21 protein-coding genes and 1 tRNA gene are annotated in these 22,301 nt (G+C 72.0%); 9 read left to right on the plus strand and 13 right to left on the minus strand.

The genetic code is table 11. From position 1 onward, the window contains the following. Positions 1-232 precede the first annotated feature (232 nt). Positions 233-305: transfer RNA gene (locus tag FFA01_RS10990), tRNA-Lys, on the minus strand. 98 nt (positions 306-403) lie between these two features. On the opposite strand from FFA01_RS10990, the gene bcp reads away from it, so the two are divergent. Further along, a complete protein-coding gene (gene bcp / locus FFA01_RS10995; RefSeq protein ID WP_146856040.1) occupies positions 404-874 on the plus strand; it encodes a thioredoxin-dependent thiol peroxidase in 471 nt (156 codons plus the stop codon). 18 nt (positions 875-892) lie between these two features. Here the strand turns inward: bcp and FFA01_RS11000 are convergent, their stop codons facing one another. Continuing rightward, positions 893-1,351 (minus strand): hypothetical protein, encoded by a 459-nt coding sequence (locus FFA01_RS11000; protein ID WP_146856042.1) that lies wholly within the window; start codon positions 1,349-1,351, stop codon positions 893-895. 168 nt (positions 1,352-1,519) lie between these two features. Between FFA01_RS11000 and FFA01_RS11005 the strand changes: the two genes are divergently transcribed. After that, on the plus strand, positions 1,520-1,768 hold the full coding sequence (locus tag FFA01_RS11005) for a WhiB family transcriptional regulator (RefSeq protein WP_055796236.1): 249 nt from the start codon (positions 1,520-1,522) through the stop codon (positions 1,766-1,768). A 51-nt stretch (positions 1,769-1,819) separates the two neighbouring features. Here FFA01_RS11005 and FFA01_RS11010 read toward each other — a convergent pair whose 3' ends face one another. Next, a complete protein-coding gene (locus tag FFA01_RS11010; RefSeq protein WP_146856044.1) occupies positions 1,820-3,313 on the minus strand; it encodes a sensor histidine kinase in 1,494 nt (497 codons plus the stop codon). Between the two features lie 158 nt (positions 3,314-3,471). Here FFA01_RS11010 and FFA01_RS11015 point away from each other — a divergent pair, with 158 nt between their 5' ends. Further along, complete coding sequence (locus FFA01_RS11015; protein WP_146856046.1) at positions 3,472-3,981, plus strand: Rv3235 family protein; 510 nt, start codon at positions 3,472-3,474, stop codon at positions 3,979-3,981. A gap of 80 nt (positions 3,982-4,061) precedes the next feature. On the opposite strand, the gene secA is transcribed toward FFA01_RS11015, so the two are convergent. The 6 genes from secA to mtrA form a co-directional block, all read right to left on the minus strand. Continuing rightward, complete coding sequence (gene secA, locus FFA01_RS11020) at positions 4,062-6,896, minus strand: preprotein translocase subunit SecA (protein WP_146856048.1); 2,835 nt, start codon at positions 6,894-6,896, stop codon at positions 4,062-4,064. Between the two features lie 211 nt (positions 6,897-7,107). Then, positions 7,108-7,809: a ribosome hibernation-promoting factor, HPF/YfiA family gene (gene hpf, locus FFA01_RS11025; RefSeq protein WP_146856050.1), complete on the minus strand. Its 702-nt coding sequence runs from the start codon at positions 7,807-7,809 to the stop codon at positions 7,108-7,110. Between the two features lie 134 nt (positions 7,810-7,943). Next, on the minus strand, positions 7,944-8,591 hold the full coding sequence (locus FFA01_RS11030) for a ComF family protein (protein ID WP_146856053.1): 648 nt from the start codon (positions 8,589-8,591) through the stop codon (positions 7,944-7,946). Between the two features lie 103 nt (positions 8,592-8,694). Then, complete coding sequence (locus FFA01_RS11035; protein ID WP_146856055.1) at positions 8,695-10,380, minus strand: LpqB family beta-propeller domain-containing protein; 1,686 nt, start codon at positions 10,378-10,380, stop codon at positions 8,695-8,697. After that, complete coding sequence (gene mtrB, locus FFA01_RS11040) at positions 10,373-12,058, minus strand: MtrAB system histidine kinase MtrB (RefSeq protein WP_146856057.1); 1,686 nt, start codon at positions 12,056-12,058, stop codon at positions 10,373-10,375. Before mtrB ends, FFA01_RS11035 begins: the two co-directional genes overlap by 8 nt. 51 nt (positions 12,059-12,109) lie before the next feature. Continuing rightward, the gene (mtrA, locus tag FFA01_RS11045; RefSeq protein WP_146856059.1) at positions 12,110-12,790 is read right to left on the minus strand and encodes an MtrAB system response regulator MtrA; all 681 of its coding nucleotides are present in this window, start codon (positions 12,788-12,790) and stop codon (positions 12,110-12,112) included. A 149-nt stretch (positions 12,791-12,939) separates the two neighbouring features. On the opposite strand from mtrA, the gene FFA01_RS11050 reads away from it, so the two are divergent. The 5 genes from FFA01_RS11050 (at position 12,940) to FFA01_RS11070 (ending at position 18,265) form a co-directional block, all read left to right on the plus strand. Then, positions 12,940-14,157, plus strand: coding sequence for a hypothetical protein (locus FFA01_RS11050; RefSeq protein WP_146856061.1), 1,218 nt, complete (start codon positions 12,940-12,942; stop codon positions 14,155-14,157). Next, positions 14,154-14,792 carry a DUF4129 domain-containing protein gene (locus FFA01_RS11055; RefSeq protein ID WP_146856062.1) on the plus strand — a complete coding sequence of 213 codons (639 nt, stop codon included), beginning with the start codon at positions 14,154-14,156 and terminating at the stop codon, positions 14,790-14,792. The genes FFA01_RS11050 and FFA01_RS11055 overlap by 4 nt, the downstream gene beginning before the upstream one ends. Next, entirely contained in the window at positions 14,789-15,952 is a 1,164-nt protein-coding gene (locus FFA01_RS11060; RefSeq protein WP_146856064.1) for a DUF4350 domain-containing protein, read from the plus strand. The genes FFA01_RS11055 and FFA01_RS11060 overlap by 4 nt, the downstream gene beginning before the upstream one ends. Before the next feature lie 64 nt (positions 15,953-16,016). Then, positions 16,017-16,970, plus strand: a complete 954-nt coding sequence (locus FFA01_RS11065; protein ID WP_146856066.1) for an AAA family ATPase — start codon at positions 16,017-16,019, stop codon at positions 16,968-16,970. Positions 16,971-16,972: 2 nt separating this feature from the next. Further along, positions 16,973-18,265: a DUF58 domain-containing protein gene (locus FFA01_RS11070; RefSeq protein ID WP_146856068.1), complete on the plus strand. Its 1,293-nt coding sequence runs from the start codon at positions 16,973-16,975 to the stop codon at positions 18,263-18,265. Positions 18,266-18,331: 66 nt separating this feature from the next. Here the strand turns inward: FFA01_RS11070 and FFA01_RS11075 are convergent, their stop codons facing one another. After that, positions 18,332-19,327 carry a stage II sporulation protein M gene (locus FFA01_RS11075; protein ID WP_146856070.1) on the minus strand — a complete coding sequence of 332 codons (996 nt, stop codon included), beginning with the start codon at positions 19,325-19,327 and terminating at the stop codon, positions 18,332-18,334. A gap of 18 nt (positions 19,328-19,345) precedes the next feature. Between FFA01_RS11075 and FFA01_RS11080 the strand changes: the two genes are divergently transcribed. After that, the gene (locus FFA01_RS11080) at positions 19,346-20,230 is read left to right on the plus strand and encodes an RDD family protein (RefSeq protein ID WP_146856072.1); all 885 of its coding nucleotides are present in this window, start codon (positions 19,346-19,348) and stop codon (positions 20,228-20,230) included. 32 nt (positions 20,231-20,262) lie between these two features. Here the strand turns inward: FFA01_RS11080 and FFA01_RS11085 are convergent, their stop codons facing one another. From FFA01_RS11085 to FFA01_RS11095, 3 genes are all read right to left on the minus strand, one after another. Beyond that, on the minus strand, positions 20,263-20,577 hold the full coding sequence (locus FFA01_RS11085) for a metal-sensitive transcriptional regulator (RefSeq protein ID WP_182501098.1): 315 nt from the start codon (positions 20,575-20,577) through the stop codon (positions 20,263-20,265). A gap of 66 nt (positions 20,578-20,643) precedes the next feature. After that, complete coding sequence (locus FFA01_RS11090) at positions 20,644-22,062, minus strand: phosphomannomutase/phosphoglucomutase (protein ID WP_146856076.1); 1,419 nt, start codon at positions 22,060-22,062, stop codon at positions 20,644-20,646. Next, positions 22,052-22,264: a DUF3499 family protein gene (locus tag FFA01_RS11095; RefSeq protein ID WP_146856078.1), complete on the minus strand. Its 213-nt coding sequence runs from the start codon at positions 22,262-22,264 to the stop codon at positions 22,052-22,054. Before FFA01_RS11095 ends, FFA01_RS11090 begins: the two co-directional genes overlap by 11 nt. Between the last annotated feature and the right edge of the window lie 37 nt (positions 22,265-22,301).

Here is a 22,301-nt window from a genome sequence, read left to right on the forward strand (position 1 = left end):
CTGACGAGCGAAGCAAAGTCCCCCCGCCCCTCCCCCTGCTGACGAGCGAAGCGAAGTCCCCCACCTCAGGTGACGAGCGAAGCGACGTCACCCCCACGTGCAACCGGTACCTGGCGGCAAGAACCCCCCGCCCCCGCCAGGTACCGGCCGCACGTCGGCGGAGCCGACCAGACCCGTACGACGACAAATCCCCCCGTTCATCGTTGGATGAACAGGGGGATCCGATTTGTCGTGCACCCCCTCGGACTTGAACCGAGAACCCACTGATTAAGAGTCAGTTGCTCTGCCAATTGAGCTAGAGGTGCGCGCCGCGGTATGCCCCGCAACGAGGATCAACATTAGCATGACTTTCGACCCACTCAGAACACCCGGGCGTCGTGCGGCGCCCGCAGAACGGAGCACCATGTCCATCAAGCTCGAGAAGGGCGCTCCGGCGCCGTCGTTCACCCTCGACGACGAGAACGGTTCGCCCGTGTCTCTCGCCGACTACTCCGGCCGGAAGGTCATCGTGTACTTCTACCCGGCGGCGTCCACGCCGGGGTGCACGACCGAGGCGTGCGACTTCCGCGACAACATCAACTCGCTGAAGTCCTCGGGCTATCAGGTGCTGGGCGTCTCGAAGGACGCCCCGGCGGCCCTGCGGACGTTCAAGGAGGAGCAGGGCCTGAACTTCCCGCTGCTGAGCGACCCCGAGCTGACCGTGCACGAGGCGTACGGCGCGTACGGCGAGAAGAACAACTACGGGCGCATCGTCACCGGGACGATCCGGTCGACGTTCGTCGTCGACGAGCAGGGCGCGGTCCAGCTGCCGCTCTACAACGTGAAGGCCACGGGCCACGTCGCGTCGCTGCGGAAGAAGCTCGGGCTCGACTGAGCCTGGACCGCGCCGGTCTCAGTAGGTGCGGGGCGGCACGTCGTCGCGGCGCGACGTGGCCGCCACCACCTGCGGCACGAGCAGGAGGACGACGACGACCACGGCGGGAACGATGAGCCAGAGGCCGATGGAGGCGTTGGCGAAGGCCCCCTGCAGGCTCCCGATCCCGACGGCGAACTGCAGCACCTGCCAGACGATGGCGGCGCCTCTGATCCAGGCGCGACCCCGGAGCGTGCCGACGACGATGGAGCCGATCCAGGCGGCCGCGATGAGGGTGAGCACGAGGACGGCGACCGCGGAGGCGTACGACGAGGGCTGCGCCACGACGAGCTCGACGAGCAGGTAGCCGGCGGCGGCGGCCACCACGGCGAACTCCGCGGCGAGCAGCACGACGAGCACCCAGAGCAGCGCGGGACGCCGGGGGGCGGTGGACCGATCGGTCGGCGTTCCGGGGTCGTTCTCGCCTGTTCCGCTCATGCGTGGCCCTCCACAAAATCCTTGATTTGGCCGTACCAGTATGGGACCATATTCGAGGTCGAAGTGACGTGCACATCGCGGTGCGCGCCTCCCGAATTCTTTCTCTTTCCCCCATCCGGAACCTGGTGCTTCGCTGCGCCGGTTCAGCATTTTAAGGAGTACCCATCGATGGATTGGCGTGACAAAGCCGCCTGCTTGACCGCTGACCCGGAGCTGTTCTTCCCCGTGGGGAACACCGGCCCGGCGGTCGATCAGATCGACAAGGCCAAGACCGTCTGCGGTCGCTGCACCGTCACCGAGACGTGCCTGCAGTACGCGCTCGAGACGAGCCAGGACTCGGGCGTCTGGGGTGGCCTGAGCGAGGACGAGCGCCGCGCCCTCAAGCGTCGCGCCGCTCGCGCCCGCCGCGCCAGCTGACCCCGCGTCCACGACGAGGCCGGTTCCTTCGGGAGCCGGCCTCGTCGGCGTTCACGGCTGGGTGAGCCAGCGGAACGGGATCTCGATGGTGACCTCGGTGCCGCTGCCCACGAGGGTGTGCCAGTCGATGGTGCCGCCCAGCTCGCCCTGGATGAGGGTGCGCACGATCTGCGTGCCGAGTCCGGAGCCGACCTTGCCCTCGGGGAGCCCGACGCCGTTGTCGCGGACCTTGACCGTGAGCTGCTCGTCGTCGCGCTCGGCGACGATCTCGACCTCGCCGTCGCGTCCGTCGAGGCCGTGCTCGACCGCGTTGGTCACGAGCTCGGTGAGCGCGAGGGCGAGCGGCGTGGCGTACTCGCTCGGCAGCGCGCCGAAGCTCCCGACGAGGGCGGGCCGGACCGTCGTGTTGTGACTCGACGCCACCTCGGCGATGAGCATCAGCACGCGGTCGAACACCGTGTCGAAGTCGACGTTCTGGCTGAGCCCCTCGGAGAGCGTGTCGTGGACGACCGCGATCGAGGCGACCCGGCGCATCGCCTGGGTCAGCGCCTCGCGCGCCACGTCGGTGTGCGTGCGTCGGGCCTGGATGCGCAGCAGCGAGGCGACGGTCTGCAGATTGTTCTTGACCCGGTGGTGGATCTCGCGGATCGTGGCGTCCTTCGTGATGAGCTCGCGCTCCTGGTGACGCAGCTCAGTCACGTCGCGGCAGAGGACGATCGCGCCCATCCGCTCGCCGCGGTCGCGGAGCGGGATCGCCCTGAGCGAGACCGTGACGCCGCGAGCCTCGATGTCGGTGCGCCACGGCGCCCGTCCGGTGACGACGAGCGGCAGGGACTCGTCGATCACGAGCTTGCCCTGGAGGAGTCCGGTCGTGACCTCGGCGAGGGACTCGCCCTCGAGCTCGCCGTCGAAGCCCATGCGGTTGAAGGCCGACAGCCCGTTCGGACTGGCGAACGTGACCGTCCCGTCGACGTCGAGACGGAGGAGGCCGTCGGACGCCCGGGGCGCGCCGCGGCGGGGGCCGGTCGGGGCGCCGAGATCGGGGAAGTCGCCGGCGGCGATCATGGCGAACAGGTCGTTCGCGCATTGGTTGAAGGTCAGCTCCTGGCGGCTCGGCGTCCGGGCCTCGCTGAGGTTCGTGTGCCGGGTGATGACGGCGATGGGGGCGTCGGTGACGTCGGGCCGGCTGGCGCCGAGGCGACGGAGGACGGGCACGGCGCGGACCCGGGTCGGAGTCTCCTCGTACCAGTCGGGTGCGGCCGAGTCGACGATGCGGGTCGACGTGAACGCCTGATCGATCTGCACGCGCCACTCGGGGCGGACCTCCTGTCCGACGAAGTCGCGGTAGAAGAGCGTCGCGCTGCTGGACGGTCGCGCGTGGGCGACCGCCACGAAGCTCCCCGTCTGCGTGGGCACCCAGAGGACCATGTCGGCGAAGGCGAGATCGGCCAGGAGCTGCCAGTCGCCGACGAGCAGATGCAGCCATTCGACGTCCGCCTCGCTGGAGCGGCCCTGGGCGAGAACGAGATCACTGAGCGTCGACACCGACCCAGTCTAGGTCGGTCGTCCGGCGGCCCGGGAACCGTCCGCTCCCCCGGTTCGTCGGACGGACTTCTCCACACGGCGTCATAAATCTCGCAATTCCATACCGGATGTCATATGTTGAGTGCGACCCGAGCCTCATCCACGAAAGTTCGAGCACCATGTCACGCTCCTCACGAGCCCCTTCCTCTCCCATCCCCACCTCCCCCGACGACGGCGGAGGCGGGCCGACCACCACCGAGAGCCCCGAGTCGGACCGTCACCTCCGGGCCGTCCCCGGTTGCGGGGTCCTCTCGGCGGCGTCCCCCGACCCGTTCTCGGGGAGCACGCGGCCGATCACCGCCGCCGAGGCGGTCGAGGCTCTCGCTCGGTCGGTCCTGGAGGTCCTGGCCGGCGCCCGGGATCTCGAGCAGCTCTCACGCTGGGTCACGGCGGACGTGTACGCCCTGCTCCAGCGCCGGGTCCGCCTGTCGGCCCGTGCCCGGATGGCCCACGGCATCCGGGCCTATCGCCCGATCCTGAGGCTGGGGCCCGTGCGCGTCACCGAGCCCTCGCCCGGAACGGTCGAGGCCGTCGTCGTCGTGCACGGACGGGGGCGCAGCCGCGCCGTCGCGGTCCGGCTCGAGACGACGCGCGGGCGGTGGCGGGCCTGCGCCCTTCACGTCATCTGAACGACGGGTCGCCGCAGACAACGGAGGCGCATCCACCGGGGTGGATGCGCCTCCGTCCTGACCTCACGGCTCTCGCCGGGCTACTTCTTGCCGGCCGCCCGACGCTCGGCGCGGTTGACCGGGGCGGCGCCGTCTTCTCCGCCGGTCTTCTGACCGAAGGCTCCGGTGGTGGACGCGGCGGGCGACGTCCCGCTCGCCGCACGGGCCGCGGCGACCTCGGGGGCGGCGTTCCGCTCGGCGGAGTCCTGCTGACGCTGGGCGCGGGCCGTGGCCGCCTTCTCGAGACGACCCTTCTGGTCGCGCACCTCGACCTCGCCGTCGATGTTCGGAGCGGAGTACTCGAGCGCGGGCGGAGCCTGCTCGCTGCCGAGACCCTTGGCCGCGATGACGGGCGCCTTCTCGGAACCCACCTGGCCCTGCACCTCGACCTCGAGGTTGAAGAGGAATCCGACGGACTCCTCGCGGATCTGCCCCATCATGCTCTGGAACAGCGCGTAGCCCTCCCGCTGGTACTCGACGAGGGGGTCGCGCTGGGCCATGGCCCGCAGACCGATGCCGTCCTTCAGGTAGTCCATCTCGTAGAGGTGGTCGCGCCACCGGCGGTCGATCACCGACAGCACGACGCGTCGCTCGAGCTCGCGCATCGCCGGCTCGCCGAGGGACTCCTCTCGGGCCCGGTAGGCGACCTTGGCGTCCGAGAGGATCTCCTGACCGAGGAACGCGCGGGTGGCCTTGCCCTTCGACCCGGCCTCGGTGATCACCTCGTCGATCGTGATCGAGATCGGGTACAGGGTGCGGAGCTCGGTCCACAGGGCGTCGAGGTCCCAGTCGTCGGGGCTGCCTTCGCCGGTGTGCTGGTCGATGACCTCGTTCACGACGTCGTCGAGGAACTTCGACGCGCGGTCCTGGAGGTCGTCGCCCTCGAGGATGTGGCGACGGTCGCCGTAGATCGCCTCGCGCTGACGATTCAGGACATCGTCGTACTTCAGGACGTTCTTGCGGATCTCGGCGTTGCGCGACTCGACCTGCGACTGCGCCGAGCGGATGGCGCGCCCCACGATCTTGTTCTCGATGGCGAGGTCGTCGGGGACGTTGCCGCGGCCCATGAGGGATTCGGCGGCGCCGGAGTTGAACAGACGCATGAGGTCGTCGGTCAGCGACAGGTAGAAGCGGCTCTCGCCGGGGTCGCCCTGACGTCCGCTCCGGCCTCGCAGCTGGTTGTCGATTCGGCGCGACTCGTGGCGCTCGGTGCCGAGCACGTAGAGTCCACCGGCCTCGATCACCTTCTCGGCCTCGCTCTGGACGGCCTCCTTCTGGGCAGCGAAGACGTCGTCCCAGGCGGACTCGTACTCCTCCGGAGTGTCCACGGGGCTCAGGCCCTTGGCGTTCATCTCGGCCACGGCGAGGAACTCGGCGTTGCCGCCGAGCATGATGTCGGTGCCTCGACCGGCCATGTTCGTCGCCACGGTGACCGCGCCGGCGCGCCCGGCCTGGGCGACGATGGCGGCCTCACGAGCGTGGTTCTTGGCGTTCAGCACCTCGTGCTTCACGCCCTTCTTCGCCAGAAGGCGCGACAGGTACTCGCTCTTCTCGACGCTCGTCGTGCCGACCAGGACCGGCTGGCCCTTCTCGTGCCGCTCGACGATGTCCTCGACGACCTGGTCGAACTTGGCCGTCTCGTTCTTGTAGACGAGGTCGGTCTGATCGATGCGCTGCATCGGGCGGTTCGTCGGGATCGGGACGACGCCGAGCTTGTAGGTGCTCATGAACTCGGCGGCCTCGGTCTCGGCCGTGCCCGTCATGCCCGAGAGCTTCTTGTAGAGGCGGAAGTAGTTCTGCAGGGTGACGGTGGCGAGGGTCTGGTTCTCGGCCTTGACCTCGACGCCCTCCTTCGCCTCGATGGCCTGGTGGATGCCCTCGTTGTACCGGCGGCCGCTGAGGATGCGGCCCGTGTGCTCGTCGACGATGAGGACCTCGCCGTTGATGACCACGTAGTCCTTGTCGCGCTTGAAGAGCGCGTCGGCCTTGATCGCGTTGTTGAGGAACGAGATGAGCGGCGTGTTCGCGGACTCGTAGAGGTTGTCGATGCCGAGGTAGTCCTCGACCTTCTCGATGCCGGGCTCGAGCACGCCGACGGTGCGCTTCTTCTCGTCGACCTCGAAGTCGACGCCGGACACGAGTCGACGGGCGATCGTGGCGAACTCGGCGAACCAGCGGTTCGCCTCGCCGCTCGCCGGGCCCGAGATGATCAACGGGGTGCGGGCCTCGTCGATGAGGATCGAGTCGACCTCGTCGACCACCGCGAAGAAGTGCCCGCGCTGCACCATGTCCTGCGACTGCCAGGCCATGTTGTCGCGCAGGTAGTCGAAGCCGAACTCGTTGTTCGTGCCGTACGTGATGTCGGCGGCGTACTGCTCGCGACGCTGAGCCGGGGTCTGACCGGCGAGGATGCAGCCCGTGGTCATGCCGAGGGCGCGGAAGACACGGCCCATCAGCTCGGACTGGTAGCTCGCGAGGAAGTCGTTGACCGTGATGACGTGCACGCCCCGGGACGCGATGGCGTTCAGGTAGGCGGCCGTCGTGGCGACCAGGGTCTTGCCCTCACCCGTCTTCATCTCGGCGATGTTGCCGAGATGGAGCGCCGCCCCGCCCATCAGCTGGACGTCGAAGTGACGCAGACCCAGGGTGCGCTTGGACGCCTCGCGCACGGCGGCGAAGGCCTCGGGCAGCAGGTCGTCGAGGGACTCGCCGGCGGCGTAGCGCTCGCGGAGCTCGACGGTCTCGTTCTTGAGCTCGTCGTCGGTGAGGGTGGTGAAGTCGTCCTCGAGCTCGTTGACGGCCTTGGCATACGCCTTCAGCCTGCGGAGGGTTCGACCCTCGCCGACGCGAAGGACCTTCTCGAGAACGTTGGCCACCGGTACTCCCTGTGATTCGGTCGAGCGCGCGGGGGGAGCCGCACGCCCCGTGAGGCGGGTCCGAAGGGCCCCGCCGGGAACGGCTCGACCCGCGGACGGACGAGCACAGAATGGTAACAAGACTAGCGGCCGCGGTCCTGGGAACCGACAGATTCGACATCCTGTCGCGTTCCCGGACCGCGGCCGCGTCACCTGCTCCGGATCGCGGACCTCAGAGCGCGAGGCCGGCGCGGAGCGCCGTGGCCGCCTCCTGCAGATCCGGTGCGGTCTGGTCGAGGCCGATGACGCCGTAGTCCCAGCCCTTTCGCCGGTAGACCACGCTCGGCCGATCGGTCTCGGAGTCGATGAACAGGTAGAAGTCGTGTCCGACGAGCTCCATGTAGTAGAGCGCATCGTCGACGGTCATGGGGGTCGACGAGAAGACCTTCGTGCGGATGACGACGGGCGAGTACTCCTCTTCGACCTCGGTCTCGCCCTCGTCGGCGACGACGGCGATCGAGCCGGTCCGCACGGCGTCCAGCGTCTCGGCGGCCGCCGGGGTGACGCCGTGCGTGCTGAAGTCGGCGGTGGCCGCTTCGCGGAGCGACGTGGGACGGTGCTGACCCCGGTGGACCTTCTTGCGGTCCTTCGCGCGCCGCACCCGCTCGAGGAGCCGGGCGATGGCGAGGTCGAAGGCGACGTACTTGTCGCCTGCGGTGGACTCGGCCCGAACGAGGGGTCCCGGTCCGATGAGCGTGATCTCGACCCGGTCGTCCCCGGCCTGCCCGCTGGACTTCTCGTGATGTCTCGAGACCTTGATCTCGAGTGCCAGTGCCTTCGTGGCGAGCTGCGCCACCTTGTCGGCCTTGTCAGTGGCGTAGTCGCGGAAACGATCGGTGATGCCGACGTTTCGACCCGTGACGGAAATTTCCATGACGACCTCCTTTGGCTATCGACGTGCCGCCTGTCAGCCAGGCGGATGTGCTTTCACGCCTTTCGCACCACCGTAACGGTGCGGGCACCTCCTGGTAACCCCCGCGCCACCGCGTCGTGCCACGCCCAGGCGATTCAGATCTGCGACCCGGTCGACGGCGTGGACGCGACGCAGGCGGCGCCCAGCACGTGGGCGCCGCGTTCCGTGAGCGCGCGCTGGGCCTCGAGCAGCGTCGAACCCGTGGTCACGACGTCGTCGACGATCACCACCCGACGGCCCGTCAGGTCGGCACGGCAGCGAAGCGTGCCCTGCCGTTCGCGCTGACGCTGGACGCGATCGAGGCGCTTCTGCGGCCCGCCGCCGCCGACGGACACGAGGAGGCGCGGGTCGGGACCCAGCCCCGCGTCACGCAGCAGGATGCCCATGGGGTCGTACCCGCGCCTCCTCAGCCCGGACGCCGACGCCGGGACGGGCACCACCAGGCTCGCTCCCGTCCCCGGGGCGTCGACCTCGGCGAGCGCCGCCCGGAGGGCGGGGGCGAGCCGGGGACCGAGCCGGAGCCGACCCTGCTGCTTGAAGGCGACCACGACGCGGCGCACCTCGAACCGGTACTCGAGCCCCCACGCGACGGTCAACCCGCTCGTCAGGTCGCGGGTGCCGACCGTCGGCACGAGCCGCCGCCGACAGTCGACGCAGAGCTCGACGTCGGGCCGACCGCAGCCGGCGCAGGCGATCGGCGAGACGACGGAGAGGGCTTCACGGAGGACGCTTCGACAGGACATGCCGACAGGCTGCCGGAGGTCGACCCGGCGGCCGTCGGATCGGCGGACCGTTCCACCGACGGAGGTCGCGCCGGTCGTCTGTGGAGGGAGCCCGGCGGCCGGCTCAGCGCTGGGTCGCGAGCAGGTCCGCCCGGATGCCGGTGTCCTGCCAGCTGCTGCCGCGCGGCTCGAGCACGGTGCCGTCGGCGGTGAGCACCTGCAGCCTCGTGACGCCGTTGCCGCCGACGATCGTGGTGGGGTCGCCCGGGGGTCTGCCCCGCGTGGCCGCCGGGCCGCCGACCTCGGACAGGGTGACCTGGGGCTCGTCGTCGGCCCGGGTGAGCACGGCGATGGACGACTGGTCGGCCCAGGTGGCGTCGAGGGGCTCACCGGTCGGGGCGGCGAGCTCGAGAGGGGCGCCGAGTCCGGTCGGCGTGCCCTCGGCGTCACGGACGACCGCGGCGACCAGGAGCCGGGCGTCGCCGTCGTCGTCGAGGAGGGCGAGGACGCGCGTCCCGTCGCGCGAGACCCGGAACGTGACGACGTCGGTGCCCGCGGGGAGCGACGACGTCACCGGGTGGACCCTGCCGTCCGGGCCGACGGCCTGGACGCCCTTCGGATCGGACGACGGCGTGCTCCAGACGTACCCGGCGTCGTCGAGCGACGGCGCGGCGAGGCCGGGGCGGCGGTCCACGACCCGGCTGCTCCCGTCGGCGCGGACGACGACGCTGCCCTGCGCCGTGCCCACGGCGGCCGAGGTCTGGTCGCCGGCCAGCTCGATCGACGTCGGCTCGAGACCCGCCACGGCGGACGAGAGCCCCGGGAGCTCGCTCACCGAGCTCCGCGAGGCGAAGCCCAGGACGCCGTCGGCGAGCACCAGGGGACGGGCGTCGACGGTCGGGTCGCGCAACGGCGACGCGGGCCCCAGATCGGGCACGTCGAGGACGGTGGACTCGACGCTGAGCTCGACCGCCGTGATCGTCGCCACGGTGGAGAAGCTCGCGAGGAGCTGCGCCTGCATGCGGGCCCGGGCGTCGTCGCCTGCGCCGAGGGCGTCGGCGGTGAGGTCGACCCGTGCCGTGCCGTCGTCGACCGTGATCGCCGTGAGCGAGAGCCGGGTGCCGTCGGGGAACGCCGAGACGACGGCCCCCTGCAGCCAGGACGACGGCCCGTCGAGCAGCGCCGACGCGATCCGCGTGCTGGTGGAGGACCGGGCCAGGAACCAGCGTTCGTCGGGCACCAGGTACGTGTAGGTCGGATCGTAGAAGTACACCGAATGCGACCGGAAGACCGACTGGAACGTGGCCGGGGTGAGCACGATCCCGTCGGGCGCCTCGCTGAGCCGCCACTGGCCGTCCTCCTGGACGAACGCGTAGTCGAGGGTGGTGGGCACGGACGACGTCGCCGGCGTGTAGTGCCCGCTGTCGTCGACCGTGGCCGAGCCGACGAAGGTGTAGTCGAGCTCGTCGTCGGCGACCCGCGTGATCGTCCCCGTCCCCGGGCGGACGGTGACGTTGGCGCGAGGGTCCCACGAGTCGGCGAACCCCGAGGAGAGGAACTGCCGGGCCACCGCGTAGTCGTTCTGCGGACCCGTGCCCGCGGCGAGGAACCCGTTGAGCAGCTGCTCCTGCGAGCTGTCGACCGCGGGACCGTTCGGCGTGTAGACCACGTCGCTGTCGACGACGTCGTTCGTGATCGGCTCGCCCTGCTGGACGCTGCCGCTGTCGGGGATGGCCGCGCAGCCCGTCAGGACCGCGAGCACCGCGGCGAGAGCCGCCGCGGTCGCCCGGCGTCGGGATCGGTCAGACATGGGCGTCGTCCTCGTCGTCGGGCACGGTGCCCGCCCAGGGCTCGCCCGAGACCACGTCGTCGGGGTCGTCGGCGGGGCGGACGGGGAGGGGATGGGTCGTCAGGGCGCCGCCGACCGTCCGGGGCAGGGTCACCACGAAGCGGCTCCCCTCCCCGACGCGGGACCAGACGTCGATCCGGCCGCCGTGCAGCGCGGCGTCCTCGCGGCTGATGGCGAGGCCGAGCCCGGTGCCGCCGATGGTCCGCCGCCTGGAGGGGTCCGCCCGCCAGAAGCGGTCGAACACGCGCTCGGCGTCGGCGGCCGTCATCCCGACCCCGCGGTCCCGGACGGCGATGGCCACGGCGTCCGGGTCGGAGTCGACCTCGATCGTGATGGGGCGTCCCTCTCCGTGCTCGATGGCGTTGCCCAGGAGGTTGCGGAAGATGCGACGGAGTCGCCGGGCGTCGACCTCGGTCTCGAAGTAGCCGCCGTGCGCGACGATGTCGATCCTGCTGCCCGTCTCGAGCGCCAGCGGCTCGTACTCGGCCACGCCGTCCTCGACGAGGCGCACGAGCACGATGCGCTCGAGCTCCAGCTCGACCGCGCCGGCATCGAAGCGCGAGATCTCCAGCAGGTCGGCGAGCAGCAGCTCGAACCGGTCGACCTGGGTGTGCAGCAGCTCGGTGGTCCGGGCCGCCGAGGGCGTGAACGCCCCGCGCTGGTCGTACAGGACGTCGCCGGCCAGGCGGATCGTGGTGAGCGGCGTGCGCAGCTCGTGCGAGACGTCGCTGACGAAGCGCTGCTGGAGACGCGAGAGCTCGGCGAGCTGCGAGATCTGACGCTGCATGGCGTCCGCCATGCCGTTGAACGACCGGCCGAGGGTCGCGACCACGTCCTCGCCCTTCTCGGGGATGCGCTCCTCGAGATGCCCGGCGGCGATCTTCTGACTCGTCTCGGCGGCGAGGCGGACCGGCCCGACGACGAGCCGCACGACCGCGTACGTGATGACGCCGATCAGCACCACGAGCGCGATCGAGCCGATCGCGAGCGTGCGCTGCATGAGGGCGAGGGTCGCCTCGGCATCGGCGAGGTCGTAGACGAGATAGAGCTCGTACTGGCCCGCGGTGGGCACCTGCAGGGTGGAGCCGACGGCGATCCCCGGCGCCGTGCCTCCGGAACCGGACGTCAGCGACACCGGCTGGAGGGCGAGCGACCCGGTGTCGGACGCCACCTGCTCGCGGAGCTCCGGCGTGACGACCGATGCCGGGAAGTCGGGGCTGGCGATGTTCTGGATCGTCCGCGCCGTCGTCTGCCCCGGCGTGCGGAGGATCGCGATCCTGGTGCCGCCGGGGCTCGAGGTGGAGCCGAGGATCGCGCTCTGCGCCTCGTTCTGCAGCGAATCGAGCTCGACCTGGTCGGCGTCCTCGGTCGCGGTCGCGGAGTCGAAGATGTTCTGGGCGAGCAGCGTCGCGCGGAGCGACTCGGACTGCACCTGGTCGCGGCGCTGGTCGTAGAGGTTGGCGCCGATGCTCACCGAGATCGAGGCGGCGATGATCGACGCGCCGACGCCGGCCAGCACGACGGTCAGGGCCACGGTGCGGAGCTCCAACGAGGACCGCCAGACGTGCGCCAGACGCTGCCCCCCGGCCACGAGCCGCCTCGACCGCGCACCCGGCAGGGCCAGCCGCGGGGAGGTCATCGGACCGCGCGCCTCGCCGGGCCGGGCCGGGCGCGGTCGGATCGCATGGCGCTACGCGCTCGCGCCGGCGCGGTAGCCGACGCCGCGGACGGTCGTGACGATGCGCGGGTTGTCGGGGTCGTGCTCGACCTTGGCCCTCAGCCGCTGGACGTGCACGTTCACCAGACGGGTGTCGGCCTTGTAGTGGTAGCCCCAGACCTGCTCGAGCAGCATCTCGCGGGTGAACACCTGCTGGGGCTTGGACGCCAGGGCCAGCAGCAGCTCGAACTCGAGCGGGGTCAGCGAGATGGCCGTCTCACCGCGGCGGACCTCGTGAGCCGCCACGTCGACCCTCAGGTCGCCGACGGTCAGGACGTCGTTGGTGGGCTCGGTCGCCGGACGGAGCCGCGTGCGGATCCGGGCGACGAGCTCCTTCGGGTTGAACGGCTTGACGACGTAGTCGTCCGCGCCGGACTCGAGCCCCTTGACCACGTCGACCGTGTCGCCCTTGGCGGTCAGCATGATGATCGGGACGCCGCTCTCGGCCCGGATCGCCGTGCAGACCTCGAGGCCGTCCATGCCGGGCAGCATCAGGTCGAGCAGGACGAGGTCGGGGGTCGAGTTGCGGAACGCGTCGAGGGCGGCGCTGCCGTCGCTGCAGAAATGGGGTTCGAACTCGTCGGCGCGGAGGACGATGCCGATCATCTCGGCGAGAGCGGGGTCGTCGTCCACCACCAGGATGCGCGGGGTCATGGTCTCCGTCTTCGGCTGGGCCGCTCGGGAGGCGGCACGTCGAACCAGATTAGTGCAGGAGGCGCGCTCGGCTGGCACCCCGGCCCCCGCTGTGAAAACATGGCAGCACTCGCGAGGACGACCTCGCGTGCGGACCACCGGGGGAGCACATGACCGATCCGAACGGCTGGGCCGCTCCGGGCGGCGGCGACGAGCCACGCTGGGGCGAGCGCCTCCCACCCGTCGCGCCGCCTCCGGCCGGCGCCCCGTCGCCCCGACCGGCCCCGGGACCCGGACCGCTGCCTCCGCATCAGGGCGGCTGGGCCCCGCCGCCGAAGCCGGGGCTCGTCCCTCTCCGCCCCCTGACCTTCGGCGAGATCCTCGGGGCCGCGTTCCAGGTCTTCCGTCGCAATCCGCGCACGACGTTCGGCACCTCGCTCCTGGCTCAGGTGGTGATCGCCGTCGTGACCGCCGTCGTCGTGGGAGCCGCCACCTTCGCCGCCCTCGGCCGGATCGACTCCGCACGCGAGTCGGACCTCGAGACCGTCACGGCGGGTGCCGTCGCGGTCATCCTCCTCTCGGCCCTCGTCCCCGCCGCGCTCTCGATCGTGGTCGGCTCGGTGCTGCAGGGGCTCTTCGTGCTCGAGACGTCGCGGCAGATCGTCGGCGAGCGCCTCCGGCTCGGCGGCCTGCTCACCCTCGCGCGCGGACGGATCGGCGCCCTGATCGGCTGGTCCGCCCTCGTGGCTCTGGCGAGCGCCGTCGCCCTCGGCGTCGTGGTCGGCGTCGTCGCCCTCGGCGTCTCGATCGGATCCGGCCCGAGCATCGCCGTGGGCATCATCGCGGGCCTGCTCGCGGGGCTCGGCGCGACCGCCCTCGGGGTGTGGCTGAGCGTCCAGCTCTGCCTGGTGCCGAGCGTGCTCCTGCTCGAGCGGACGACCCTCCGCGCCGCCGTGGCCCGCTCCTGGACCCTCGTCCGCGGGTCGTTCTGGCGCACCTTCGGCGTCGTCGCGCTCGTCCTCGTCATGGTGCAGGTCGCGGCCCAGGTCGTGGCCACGCCGTTCTCGATCCTGTTCGCCCTGCTCGGCGGGGCGTTCGCCCCCACGGGCGACACCCTCGACCCGACGTCGCTCGTCGTGACGGGCGTCGGCTACCTCGTCACGATCCTGGCCACGTCCGTCGTGACCGCGATCGGCGCGGTCGTCCAGTCCGCCTCCACCGGCCTCGTCTACGTCGACCGTCGGATCCGCCTCGAGGGCCTCGACCTCGAGCTCGTGCGCTTCGTCGAGCGGCGTGGCGACGGGGTGACCGACCAGCCCGACCCGTACCGCACGCCCGCGCGGCACGACCCCTCCCCCGACGCACGACCCGAGGCGCCGCACCGGTGACCTCGACGACGGCCGCGGCGGCCCCGCTCCTGCCGGCCCCCGACGACGCCCGTCGCGAGCTCCTGCGCGAGCTGACCGGCCGCGACTACGTGGCCGCGCAGCCGAACTGGCTCGACCGTCTGGCGCAGTCGTTCTGGGACTGGCTCTCGGGGATCCGCTTCGGCGGCGTCGACGGCGCCCCCGGTGCGGCGCTGCTGGTCGGACTCGTCGTCGTCGTGGTGGTCGTCGTGGTCGTCCTGGTCGTCTACGGCGTCCCGCGCCTCGATCGCCGGTCCACGTCGACCGGTGTCCTCTTCGGCGACGACGACGACCGGTCCGCCGACGACCTGCGCGCCGCGGCGCGCACCGCGGCGGCGAGGGGCGACATGGCGACCGCGACGATCGAGGCGTTCCGCGCCCTCGCGCGGTCCTCGGTCGACCGGGGCGTCGTCAGCACGTCGCCCGGCACGACCGCCCGCAGCGTGGGCGTCCAGGCGGCCCGCGCGTACCCCGAGCGGCGCGAGGCCCTGCAGACGGCCGCCCGGGCGTTCGACGGCGTCCGCTACCTCGGATGGCCGGGATCCGAGGCGGACTACCGGGCCGTCGTCGAGCTCGACCTCGCCCTGCGGGACGAGCCCGCGCGGGCCGTCGCATGACCGTCGTCACACCGACCGTCGGGGCCCGGCTCCGCAGCGCCCGCTTCTGGCTGGTGCTCGGCGGCGTCGCCGTCGCCGGAGCGGTCGCGGTGGCCGTGATCGGGTCGGGAGGCGGCACCGGCGGCCGCCCGCTGGGCCCGGCGAACGCGGCGCCGGCCGGCGCCAAGGCCGTGGTCGAGGTGCTGCGCGACGAGGGGATCGACGTCTCGGTCACCACGACCCTCGACGCGACCTCCACGGCGGTGTCCGGGGACCCCGAGCGCACGAGTCTCCTCGTCGACGACGCCGACGGATTCCTGACCGACGGCCAGTGGGACGATCTGGGCCGTCTCGACGCCGACGTCGTGCTCCTCTCCCCCGGGCAGAGCGCCCTCGACGCCCTCGCGCCCGGGGTGACCGCGCTCGGCCCGTCCGCGGGCGGGGTCGCCGCCCCGCGCTGCGACGTCCCGTCGCTCGCACGCCTCGACCGCGTCGACGTCACGGGGTCGGCCTTCGCGATCGACGGCTCCGACGCCGCGGGGTGCCTGCCCACGGACGCAGGTCTCGGGCTCGTCGAGTACGCCGACACGACGTCGAGCGTCACGGTCGTCGGCGCCACCCGGGCGCTGACCAACGGCTCGATCGCCGACGAGGACAACGCCGCGTTCGCCCTCTCGGTGCTGGGCCGGTCGCCGTCGCTCGTCTGGTATCTGCCGAGCGCCGCCGACGTCCCGGAGGGCGGCGGCACGCTCGCGACCCTCACCCCGTCCTGGGTGACCCCCTCCCTGGTGCTGCTGTTCCTGGCCGGCGTGGCCGCCATGGTCTGGCGGGGCCGCCGTCTGGGTCCGCTCGTCGTCGAGCGCCTGCCGGTCACCGTGCGGGCGTCCGAGACGACGGAGGGGCGGGCCCGACTGTACGAGCGGTCCGGGCAGCGTCTGCACGCTCTCGACCAGCTCCGGATCGGCACGCTCTCCCGCCTCTCGCGCGCCACCGGCCTCGCCGCCGGCGCCTCCGTCGACGAGGTCGTCTCCCGGGTGTCGTCGCTGCTCGCAGCCGATCCCGCCGGGGTCCGCTCCGTCCTCGTCGACGCCCACCCCGCGGACGACCGCGACCTCGTCGCCCTGAGCGACGCACTGCTCGATCTGGAGCGGGCCGTGCACCGGGCGACGACTCCCCCGTGACCCACCCCGCGCCTCCTCGGCTCCCCCGCCCGCCCGCCACGACACCCCCGGAGATGACCACGACATGACCTCAGACCTCCAAGAGACCTTCTCGCGCGTCCGCGCCGAGGTCGGCAAGGCCGTCGTGGCGCAGGACGGCGCGGTGACCGGGCTGATCGTCACGCTGCTCGCCCAGGGGCACGTCCTGCTCGAGGGCGTGCCGGGCGTGGCCAAGACCCTGCTCGTCCGCGCGCTCGGACACGCCATGTCGCTCGACACGTCGCGCGTGCAGTTCACCCCCGATCTCATGCCCGGGGACATCACCGGCTCGCTCGTCTACGACGCGAAGGCGGGCGAGTTCGAGTTCCGCCCGGGGCCCGTGTTCACCAACCTGCTCCTGGCCGACGAGATCAACCGCACCCCGCCCAAGACGCAGTCCGCGCTGCTGGAGGCGATGGAGGAGCGCCAGGTCTCGATCGACGGCGTCAGCCGCCCGCTGCCGACCCCCTTCGTCGTGGCCGCCACGATGAACCCCGTCGAGTACGAGGGCACCTACACCCTGCCCGAGGCGCAGCTCGACCGGTTCCTGATGAAGCTGACCCTGGATCTGCCGTCCCGGGACGCCGAGGTCGACGTGCTCGGCCGCCACGCCGCCGGATTCTCGCCGCGCGACCTGCGGGCCGCCGGGGTGACGCCCGTGCTCGGACCGGAGGACCTCGCCCGCGCGCAGGCCGAGGTGACGCGCGTCGGCGCCTCGCCCGACGTCCTCGCGTACATCGTTGACCTGGCCAGGGCCACCCGCGACAGCCCGTCGGTCGTCGTGGGCGTCAGCCCCCGCGGATCGACGGCTCTCCTCGCGGCGTCGAAGGCGTGGGCCTGGCTGACCGGGTTCGACCGCATCACCCCTGACCACGTCCAGGCGATGGCCCCGCCCGTGCTGCGCCACCGGCTGAAGCTCCGCCCGGAGGCCGAGCTCGAGGGCGTGGACGCGGACGGCATCGTGCGCTCCGTCCTCCAGCAGGTGCGGGTGCCGATCTGACCATGGCCGTCACCGGATGGTTCGTCGCGCTCGTCGCCCTGGGGGTCGTCCCCGTCATCGTCACGGACAGCTCGTGGGCGCTCGTGGGGTGGCTCGCGCTCGTCGCGGTGCTGACCGCGCTCGACGTCGCCCTGGCCGGGTCGGCACGGGCGCTGACGTTCCGACGGGACCAGCCGGGACCGGTGCGGCTCGGCGAGAGCGTCGCGGTCCGTCTCACCGTGGTCAACACCGGCCGTCGCACGGTTCGCGGGGTGCTCCGCGACGCGTGGCAGCCGTCGGCCGGAGCCGCCCCGACCCGACGCCCTCTCTCGTTGCGGCCCGGCGCCGCGGCGACCCTCACCGCCACCCTGACGCCGTTCCGACGGGGTGAGCGCCGAGCGGACTCCGTCACGGTCCGCACGCGCGGCCCCCTGCGTCTCGCCGGCCGCCAGGCGACGCACGCCGTGCCGGGGGCGATCCGCGTGCTGCCGCGCTTCGCCTCGCGCAAGCACCTGCCCTCGCGGCTGGCCCGACTGCGCGAGCTCGACGGCCGGACGAGCGTCATGATCCGCGGGCAGGGCACCGAGTTCGACAGCCTGCGCGAGTACGTGCGCGGGGACGACGTGCGCTCGATCGACTGGCGCGCGACCGCGCGCCGGGACGAGGCCGTCGTCCGGACCTGGCGCCCCGAACGCGATCGTCGCGTCGTCGTCGTGATCGACAGCGGCCGCACGTCCGCGGCGCGCATCGACGACGAGCCCCGCCTCGACACGGCCTTCGAGTCGGCGCTGCTGCTCGGGGCCCTGGCGTCGCAGGCCGGCGACCGGGTCGACGTCGTCGTGGTCGACCGTCGCGTCCGGGGCCGCGTCCAGGGGACCTCGGGCCCGGCTCTGCTCTCGTCGATGGTCGAGACGATGGCGCCGATCGAGCCGGAGCTCGTCGAGACCGACTGGGCCTCGGTCCCGGCGCTGGTGCGCTCGGTCACGACCCAGCGCGCGCTCGTCGTCCTGGCGACCACCGTCGACAGCCCGGGAGCCTCGCACGCGCTCCTCGCCGCCATGCCGCAGCTGACCCGGCGGCACCTCGTGGTCGTCGCCTCGGTCACCGATCCGTCCCTCGAGCGGCAGAGCGTCGAACGGGGTTCGCGCGACGAGCTCTACCGGGCCGCGGCGGCGGAGCGGGCTCGTCTGGACATCGCCCGCGTGCGAGCCGCCCTGGGGCAGGTGGGCGCGGACGTGGTGACCGGGGCGCCCGCCGATCTCCCCCCGGCCCTCGCCGACCGCTACCTCGCGCTCAAGGCCGCCGGGCGGCTCTGAAGCCCGGCCGCGCGGCGACCGACACCGGCGGAGCGACCGGCACCGGCGGAGCGACCGGAGATCCGCTCAGCCCGAGACGAGCTGGGTCGCGCCCGCCTCGAACTCGTCGAGGTCGCCGGTCTGGCCGGCGCGGTGCGCGCGTCCGCCGAGACCCCACTGGTAGGCCAGGAATCCGGCCAGCGCGATCGTGCCGATCCCGATCTTGACCGGCCAGGGCCAGGGCTGGCGCGTGACGAAGCCCTCGATGACGCCCGAGACGAGCAGGGCCAGCAGCAGACCGATCGCGATCGCGATCAGCGCGCGCCCGTCCTGCGCCAGGGCCTGGCCGCGGGTCCTGGCGCCGGGCGCCACCCACGACCAGAAGATCATGAGCCCTGCGGCTCCCGCGACGAAGATGCTGTAGAGCTCGAGCTGACCGTGCGGCGCGATGTACAGGAAGAAGAAGTCGAGTCGACCCTGATCGGCCATGATCCCGGCCGACACGCCGAGGTTGACCGCGTTCTGGAGGATCACGTACGGCACCCAGACCCCGGTGATGCCGAACGCGACGCACTGGGCGGCGATGTAGGCGTTGTTCGTCCAGACCTGCCCGGTGAACGACGTCGACGCGCTCTCGGAGTAGTAGTCCACGAAGTCCTGCTCGGCGAACTGCCGACGGAACTCGTCCGAGCCGAAGGTCGCCAGCACCGCGGGGTTCTGCGCGGCCCAGACGGCGAGGACGACGGCCACGACGGCCGTCGCGAGAGCGACCACGAGAGAGGCCCAGCGCACCCGGTACAGCGCGGCCGGCAGCTGGGCGACGAAGAAGGACGGCAGCTGACGGAGGAGGTTCCGGCCCGCGCCGGTGAACCGCAGGCGAGCACGCGAGAGCGTCAGCGAGAGCCGGTCGGCCGCGACGGACGGGCCGGTCGCGGTGGTGAGCGACGACAGCTCGCTCGCGCCCGACTGGTAGAGCGAGATCAGCTCGTCCGCCTGCTCGCCCGTGAGTCGGCGGCGGCGGGCGAGCCGCTCGAGTTCGGCCCAGTCGTCGCCGTGGGCTGCGGCATAGGCGTCGATGTCCATTCTGCTTAGATACTAGGCATGCCTCGCCGCACCGCTCCACGCGCCTCCCCGGCCGTGCTGCGTCCCGACCAGATCGAATCGTTCGCGGCCGGCGGCGACGAGCTCGTCACGGGCGAGGCCGTAGCTCTGGATCTGCGGCCGACCAGCGTGATCCTGCGCGGTGCCGGGGTGGTCATCGACTATCTCGCCTACGTGGCCCTCCTGATCGGTCTGATCGTGCTGATCGGTCTGCTGAACGAGGGCGGCGTCCTCGACGACGCCCTCTCCCAGGCGTTCCTGATCGGCGCGGTCGGGTTCTCCCTCATCGTCGTCCCGGCGATCGTCGAGACGGCGAGCCGGGGGCGGTCGCTCGGCAGGCTCGCCGTCGGGGCGCGCATCGTCCGCACGGACGGAGGCGCGATCGGCTTCCGCCACGCCCTCACGCGGTCACTGGTCGGCCTGCTCGAGATCGTCTTCACGACCGGCGGCCTGGCATTCGTCGTCGCCCTGCTGAACGGGTCCTCCCGTCGTCTGGGAGACCTGATGGCGGGCACCTACAGCCGCAACGAGCGCGTGTCGAAGCGGACCACGGTCGCCCACGGCGTCCCCGTGCCGCTCCTGCCCTGGGCCGAGGTGGCCGACGTCGCCCGTCTGCCCGAGGGGCTCGCCCGCCGCATCGCCTCGTTCCTGCAGCAGGCGCCCCGCCTGTCGCCGACGAGCCGGCTCCGGATCGCCGCCGAGCTCGCCGACGAGGCAGGACCGTTCGTCTCGCCCCCGCCCTCCGCCGAACCGGAGCTCGTCCTGGCCGGCATCGCCGCGGTGCGGCGGGATCGGGAGGCCGCGGCCCTGGCCCGCGAGGCGGCTCTGCTCGACCGGCTCCGCCCCGCGCTCACCGGCACGGTCGGCGGCTTCCCCCGCCGCTGACGACCGGCCGGCCACCGACGACCGGCGCGCCGCTACGACCGGACGAGCCGCGCGATCGCCGCGGACGCCTCGCGGACCTTCGCGTCCGCCACGTCGCCGCCCTCCCGGGCGGCCTCGACCACGCAGTGCGCCAGGTGGTCCTCCAGCAGTTGCAGCGCGACGGTCTCGAGCGCCTTCGTGGCCGCGCTCACCTGCGTGAGCACGTCGATGCAGTAGGTGTCGTCCTCCACCATGCGCTGGATGCCCCGCACCTGGCCCTCGGCCCGACGCAGGCGCTTGACGATCTGCTCCTTGTCGCCGCTGTAGCCGACGTGGCCGGGGGCGGTGTGCTCGACGTGTCCTGTCACCGTGCCTCCTCGACGATCCCGAGGGCTCGGGCCCGCTGCGGACCCGATACCCCTAGGGGGTACAGCCTAACCGCGGATGAGCGCCAGGACGTCGTCGCGGATGCGCTCCATCTCGCCCGCGGTGGCCGCCTCGGCGTTGAGACGCAGCAGCGGCTCGGTGTTCGACGGGCGGACGTTGAACCACCAGAAGTCGCCGTTCTCGGACGAGCCGGTGACGGTGAGGCCGTCGAGCTCGTCGAACTCGCCCACCCCGGCGTACGCCTCGACGATCCGGGCGTAGGCCGCCGGGACGTCGGTGACGGTGGAGTTGATCTCGCCGCTGGCCGTGTAGGGCGTGTAGCGGTCGGTCAGCGTCGACAGCGGCTCGCCCTGACCGCCGAACTCGGCGAGGACGTGCATCGCGGCCAGCATGCCGTTGTCGGCGCCCCAGAAGTCGCGGAAGTAGTAGTGCGCCGAGTGCTCGCCGCCGAAGATCGCCCCGGTCTCGCGCATCTCGTCCTTGATCAGCGAGTGACCGACGCGGGTGCGCACCGGAGTCGCCCCCGACGCCGCGATGGCCTCGGGGACCGCCCGCGACGTGATGAGGTTGTGGATGACGGCGATGTCGGCGTCGGGCTCGAGCGCGCGCACCCGGGCGATCTCGCGCACGGCGACGATGGCGGCGACCGCCGAGGGGGTGACGGCGTCGCCGTTCTCGTCGACGACGAAGCAGCGGTCGGCGTCGCCGTCGAACGCCAGCCCGAGATCGGCGCCGTGCTCGACGACGGCCTTCTGCAGATCGACGAGGTTGGCCGGCTCGAGCGGGTTGGCCTCGTGGTTCGGGAACGTGCCGTCGAGCTCGAAGTACATCGGGACGATCTCGATCGGCAGCTCCGCGAGCCCCGCAGCCGTGCCGAGCACGGCGGGGACGGTCAGGCCGCCCATGCCGTTGCCGGCGTCGACGACGACCCGGATGGGCCGGATGCCCGACAGGTCGACGAGACCGCGCAGGTACGCGGCGTAGTCGCCGAGCGCGTCGTACTCGCGCAGCGAGCCCGGCTGCTCGACCGAGTCGATGCCCTGGTCGAGATACGAGGAGGCGCGGTCGCGGATCGAGGCGAGCCCGGTGTCGAGGCTGATCCCCTGGGCACCCGCACGGCTCATCTTGATGCCGTTGTAGCTGGCCGGGTTGTGGCTCGCGGTGAACATCGCGGCGGGCGCCTGGAGGGAGCCGGAGGCGAAGTACGACTCGTCGGTCGAGCAGAGACCCAGGGCGACGACGTCCGCCCCGCGGGCCCGGGCGCCCCGGGCGAACGCGGCGGCGAAGGCGGGAGAGGAGTCGCGCATGTCGTGCCCGACGACGAGCTCGGAGCCGGCGGCCTCGATCTCGTCGGCGAAGGCCGCACCGAAGGCCTCGACGACCTCGTCGGTCAGTTGACTGCCGACCAGCCCCCGGACGTCGTAGGTCTTGACGAAGGCGGTGAGGTCGTGGCTCTCAGATGTCATTCCCCAAAACTACCCGGCGGAGGACCTCCCACCCCTGCGGAACCGACAACGACGACGCGTGTCGCGCGCACAGGTCGTATCCGTGGGGCTCGACCACTCCGCTGAGCGGCCCGACGACGACCATCGAGTCGGAGTAGACGTACGTGAGCGTGGCCACCGCCTCCTCGTGGCAGGTGACCTTGCTGCAGGGACGTCCGTTCATCGGTGACGAGACTAGCCCGTGCGGACCGGGAGGCCGC

It is taken from the genome of Frigoribacterium faeni (assembly GCF_007988805.1).
GTDB classification, from domain to species: Bacteria; Actinomycetota; Actinomycetes; order Actinomycetales; family Microbacteriaceae; genus Frigoribacterium; species Frigoribacterium faeni.

What these genes read in the sequence shown, in the direction of transcription:
- bcp (WP_146856040.1), top strand. Translation starts at nt 404, where the DNA reads ATGTCCATCAAGCTCGAGAAGGGCGCTCCGGCGCCGTCGTTCACCCTC.
- FFA01_RS11000 (WP_146856042.1), bottom strand. Translation starts at nt 1,351, where the DNA reads ATGAGCGGAACAGGCGAGAACGACCCCGGAACGCCGACCGATCGGTCC.
- FFA01_RS11005 (WP_055796236.1), top strand. Translation starts at nt 1,520, where the DNA reads ATGGATTGGCGTGACAAAGCCGCCTGCTTGACCGCTGACCCGGAGCTG.
- FFA01_RS11015 (WP_146856046.1), top strand. Translation starts at nt 3,472, where the DNA reads ATGTCACGCTCCTCACGAGCCCCTTCCTCTCCCATCCCCACCTCCCCC.
- hpf (WP_146856050.1), bottom strand. Translation starts at nt 7,809, where the DNA reads ATGGAAATTTCCGTCACGGGTCGAAACGTCGGCATCACCGATCGTTTC.
- FFA01_RS11030 (WP_146856053.1), bottom strand. Translation starts at nt 8,591, where the DNA reads ATGTCCTGTCGAAGCGTCCTCCGTGAAGCCCTCTCCGTCGTCTCGCCG.
- FFA01_RS11035 (WP_146856055.1), bottom strand. Translation starts at nt 10,380, where the DNA reads ATGTCTGACCGATCCCGACGCCGGGCGACCGCGGCGGCTCTCGCCGCG.
- mtrB (WP_146856057.1), bottom strand. Translation starts at nt 12,058, where the DNA reads ATGACCTCCCCGCGGCTGGCCCTGCCGGGTGCGCGGTCGAGGCGGCTC.
- mtrA (WP_146856059.1), bottom strand. Translation starts at nt 12,790, where the DNA reads ATGACCCCGCGCATCCTGGTGGTGGACGACGACCCCGCTCTCGCCGAG.
- FFA01_RS11050 (WP_146856061.1), top strand. Translation starts at nt 12,940, where the DNA reads ATGACCGATCCGAACGGCTGGGCCGCTCCGGGCGGCGGCGACGAGCCA.
- FFA01_RS11060 (WP_146856064.1), top strand. Translation starts at nt 14,789, where the DNA reads ATGACCGTCGTCACACCGACCGTCGGGGCCCGGCTCCGCAGCGCCCGC.
- FFA01_RS11065 (WP_146856066.1), top strand. Translation starts at nt 16,017, where the DNA reads ATGACCTCAGACCTCCAAGAGACCTTCTCGCGCGTCCGCGCCGAGGTC.
- FFA01_RS11070 (WP_146856068.1), top strand. Translation starts at nt 16,973, where the DNA reads ATGGCCGTCACCGGATGGTTCGTCGCGCTCGTCGCCCTGGGGGTCGTC.
- FFA01_RS11075 (WP_146856070.1), bottom strand. Translation starts at nt 19,327, where the DNA reads ATGGACATCGACGCCTATGCCGCAGCCCACGGCGACGACTGGGCCGAA.
- FFA01_RS11080 (WP_146856072.1), top strand. Translation starts at nt 19,346, where the DNA reads ATGCCTCGCCGCACCGCTCCACGCGCCTCCCCGGCCGTGCTGCGTCCC.
- FFA01_RS11090 (WP_146856076.1), bottom strand. Translation starts at nt 22,062, where the DNA reads ATGACATCTGAGAGCCACGACCTCACCGCCTTCGTCAAGACCTACGAC.
- FFA01_RS11095 (WP_146856078.1), bottom strand. Translation starts at nt 22,264, where the DNA reads ATGAACGGACGTCCCTGCAGCAAGGTCACCTGCCACGAGGAGGCGGTG.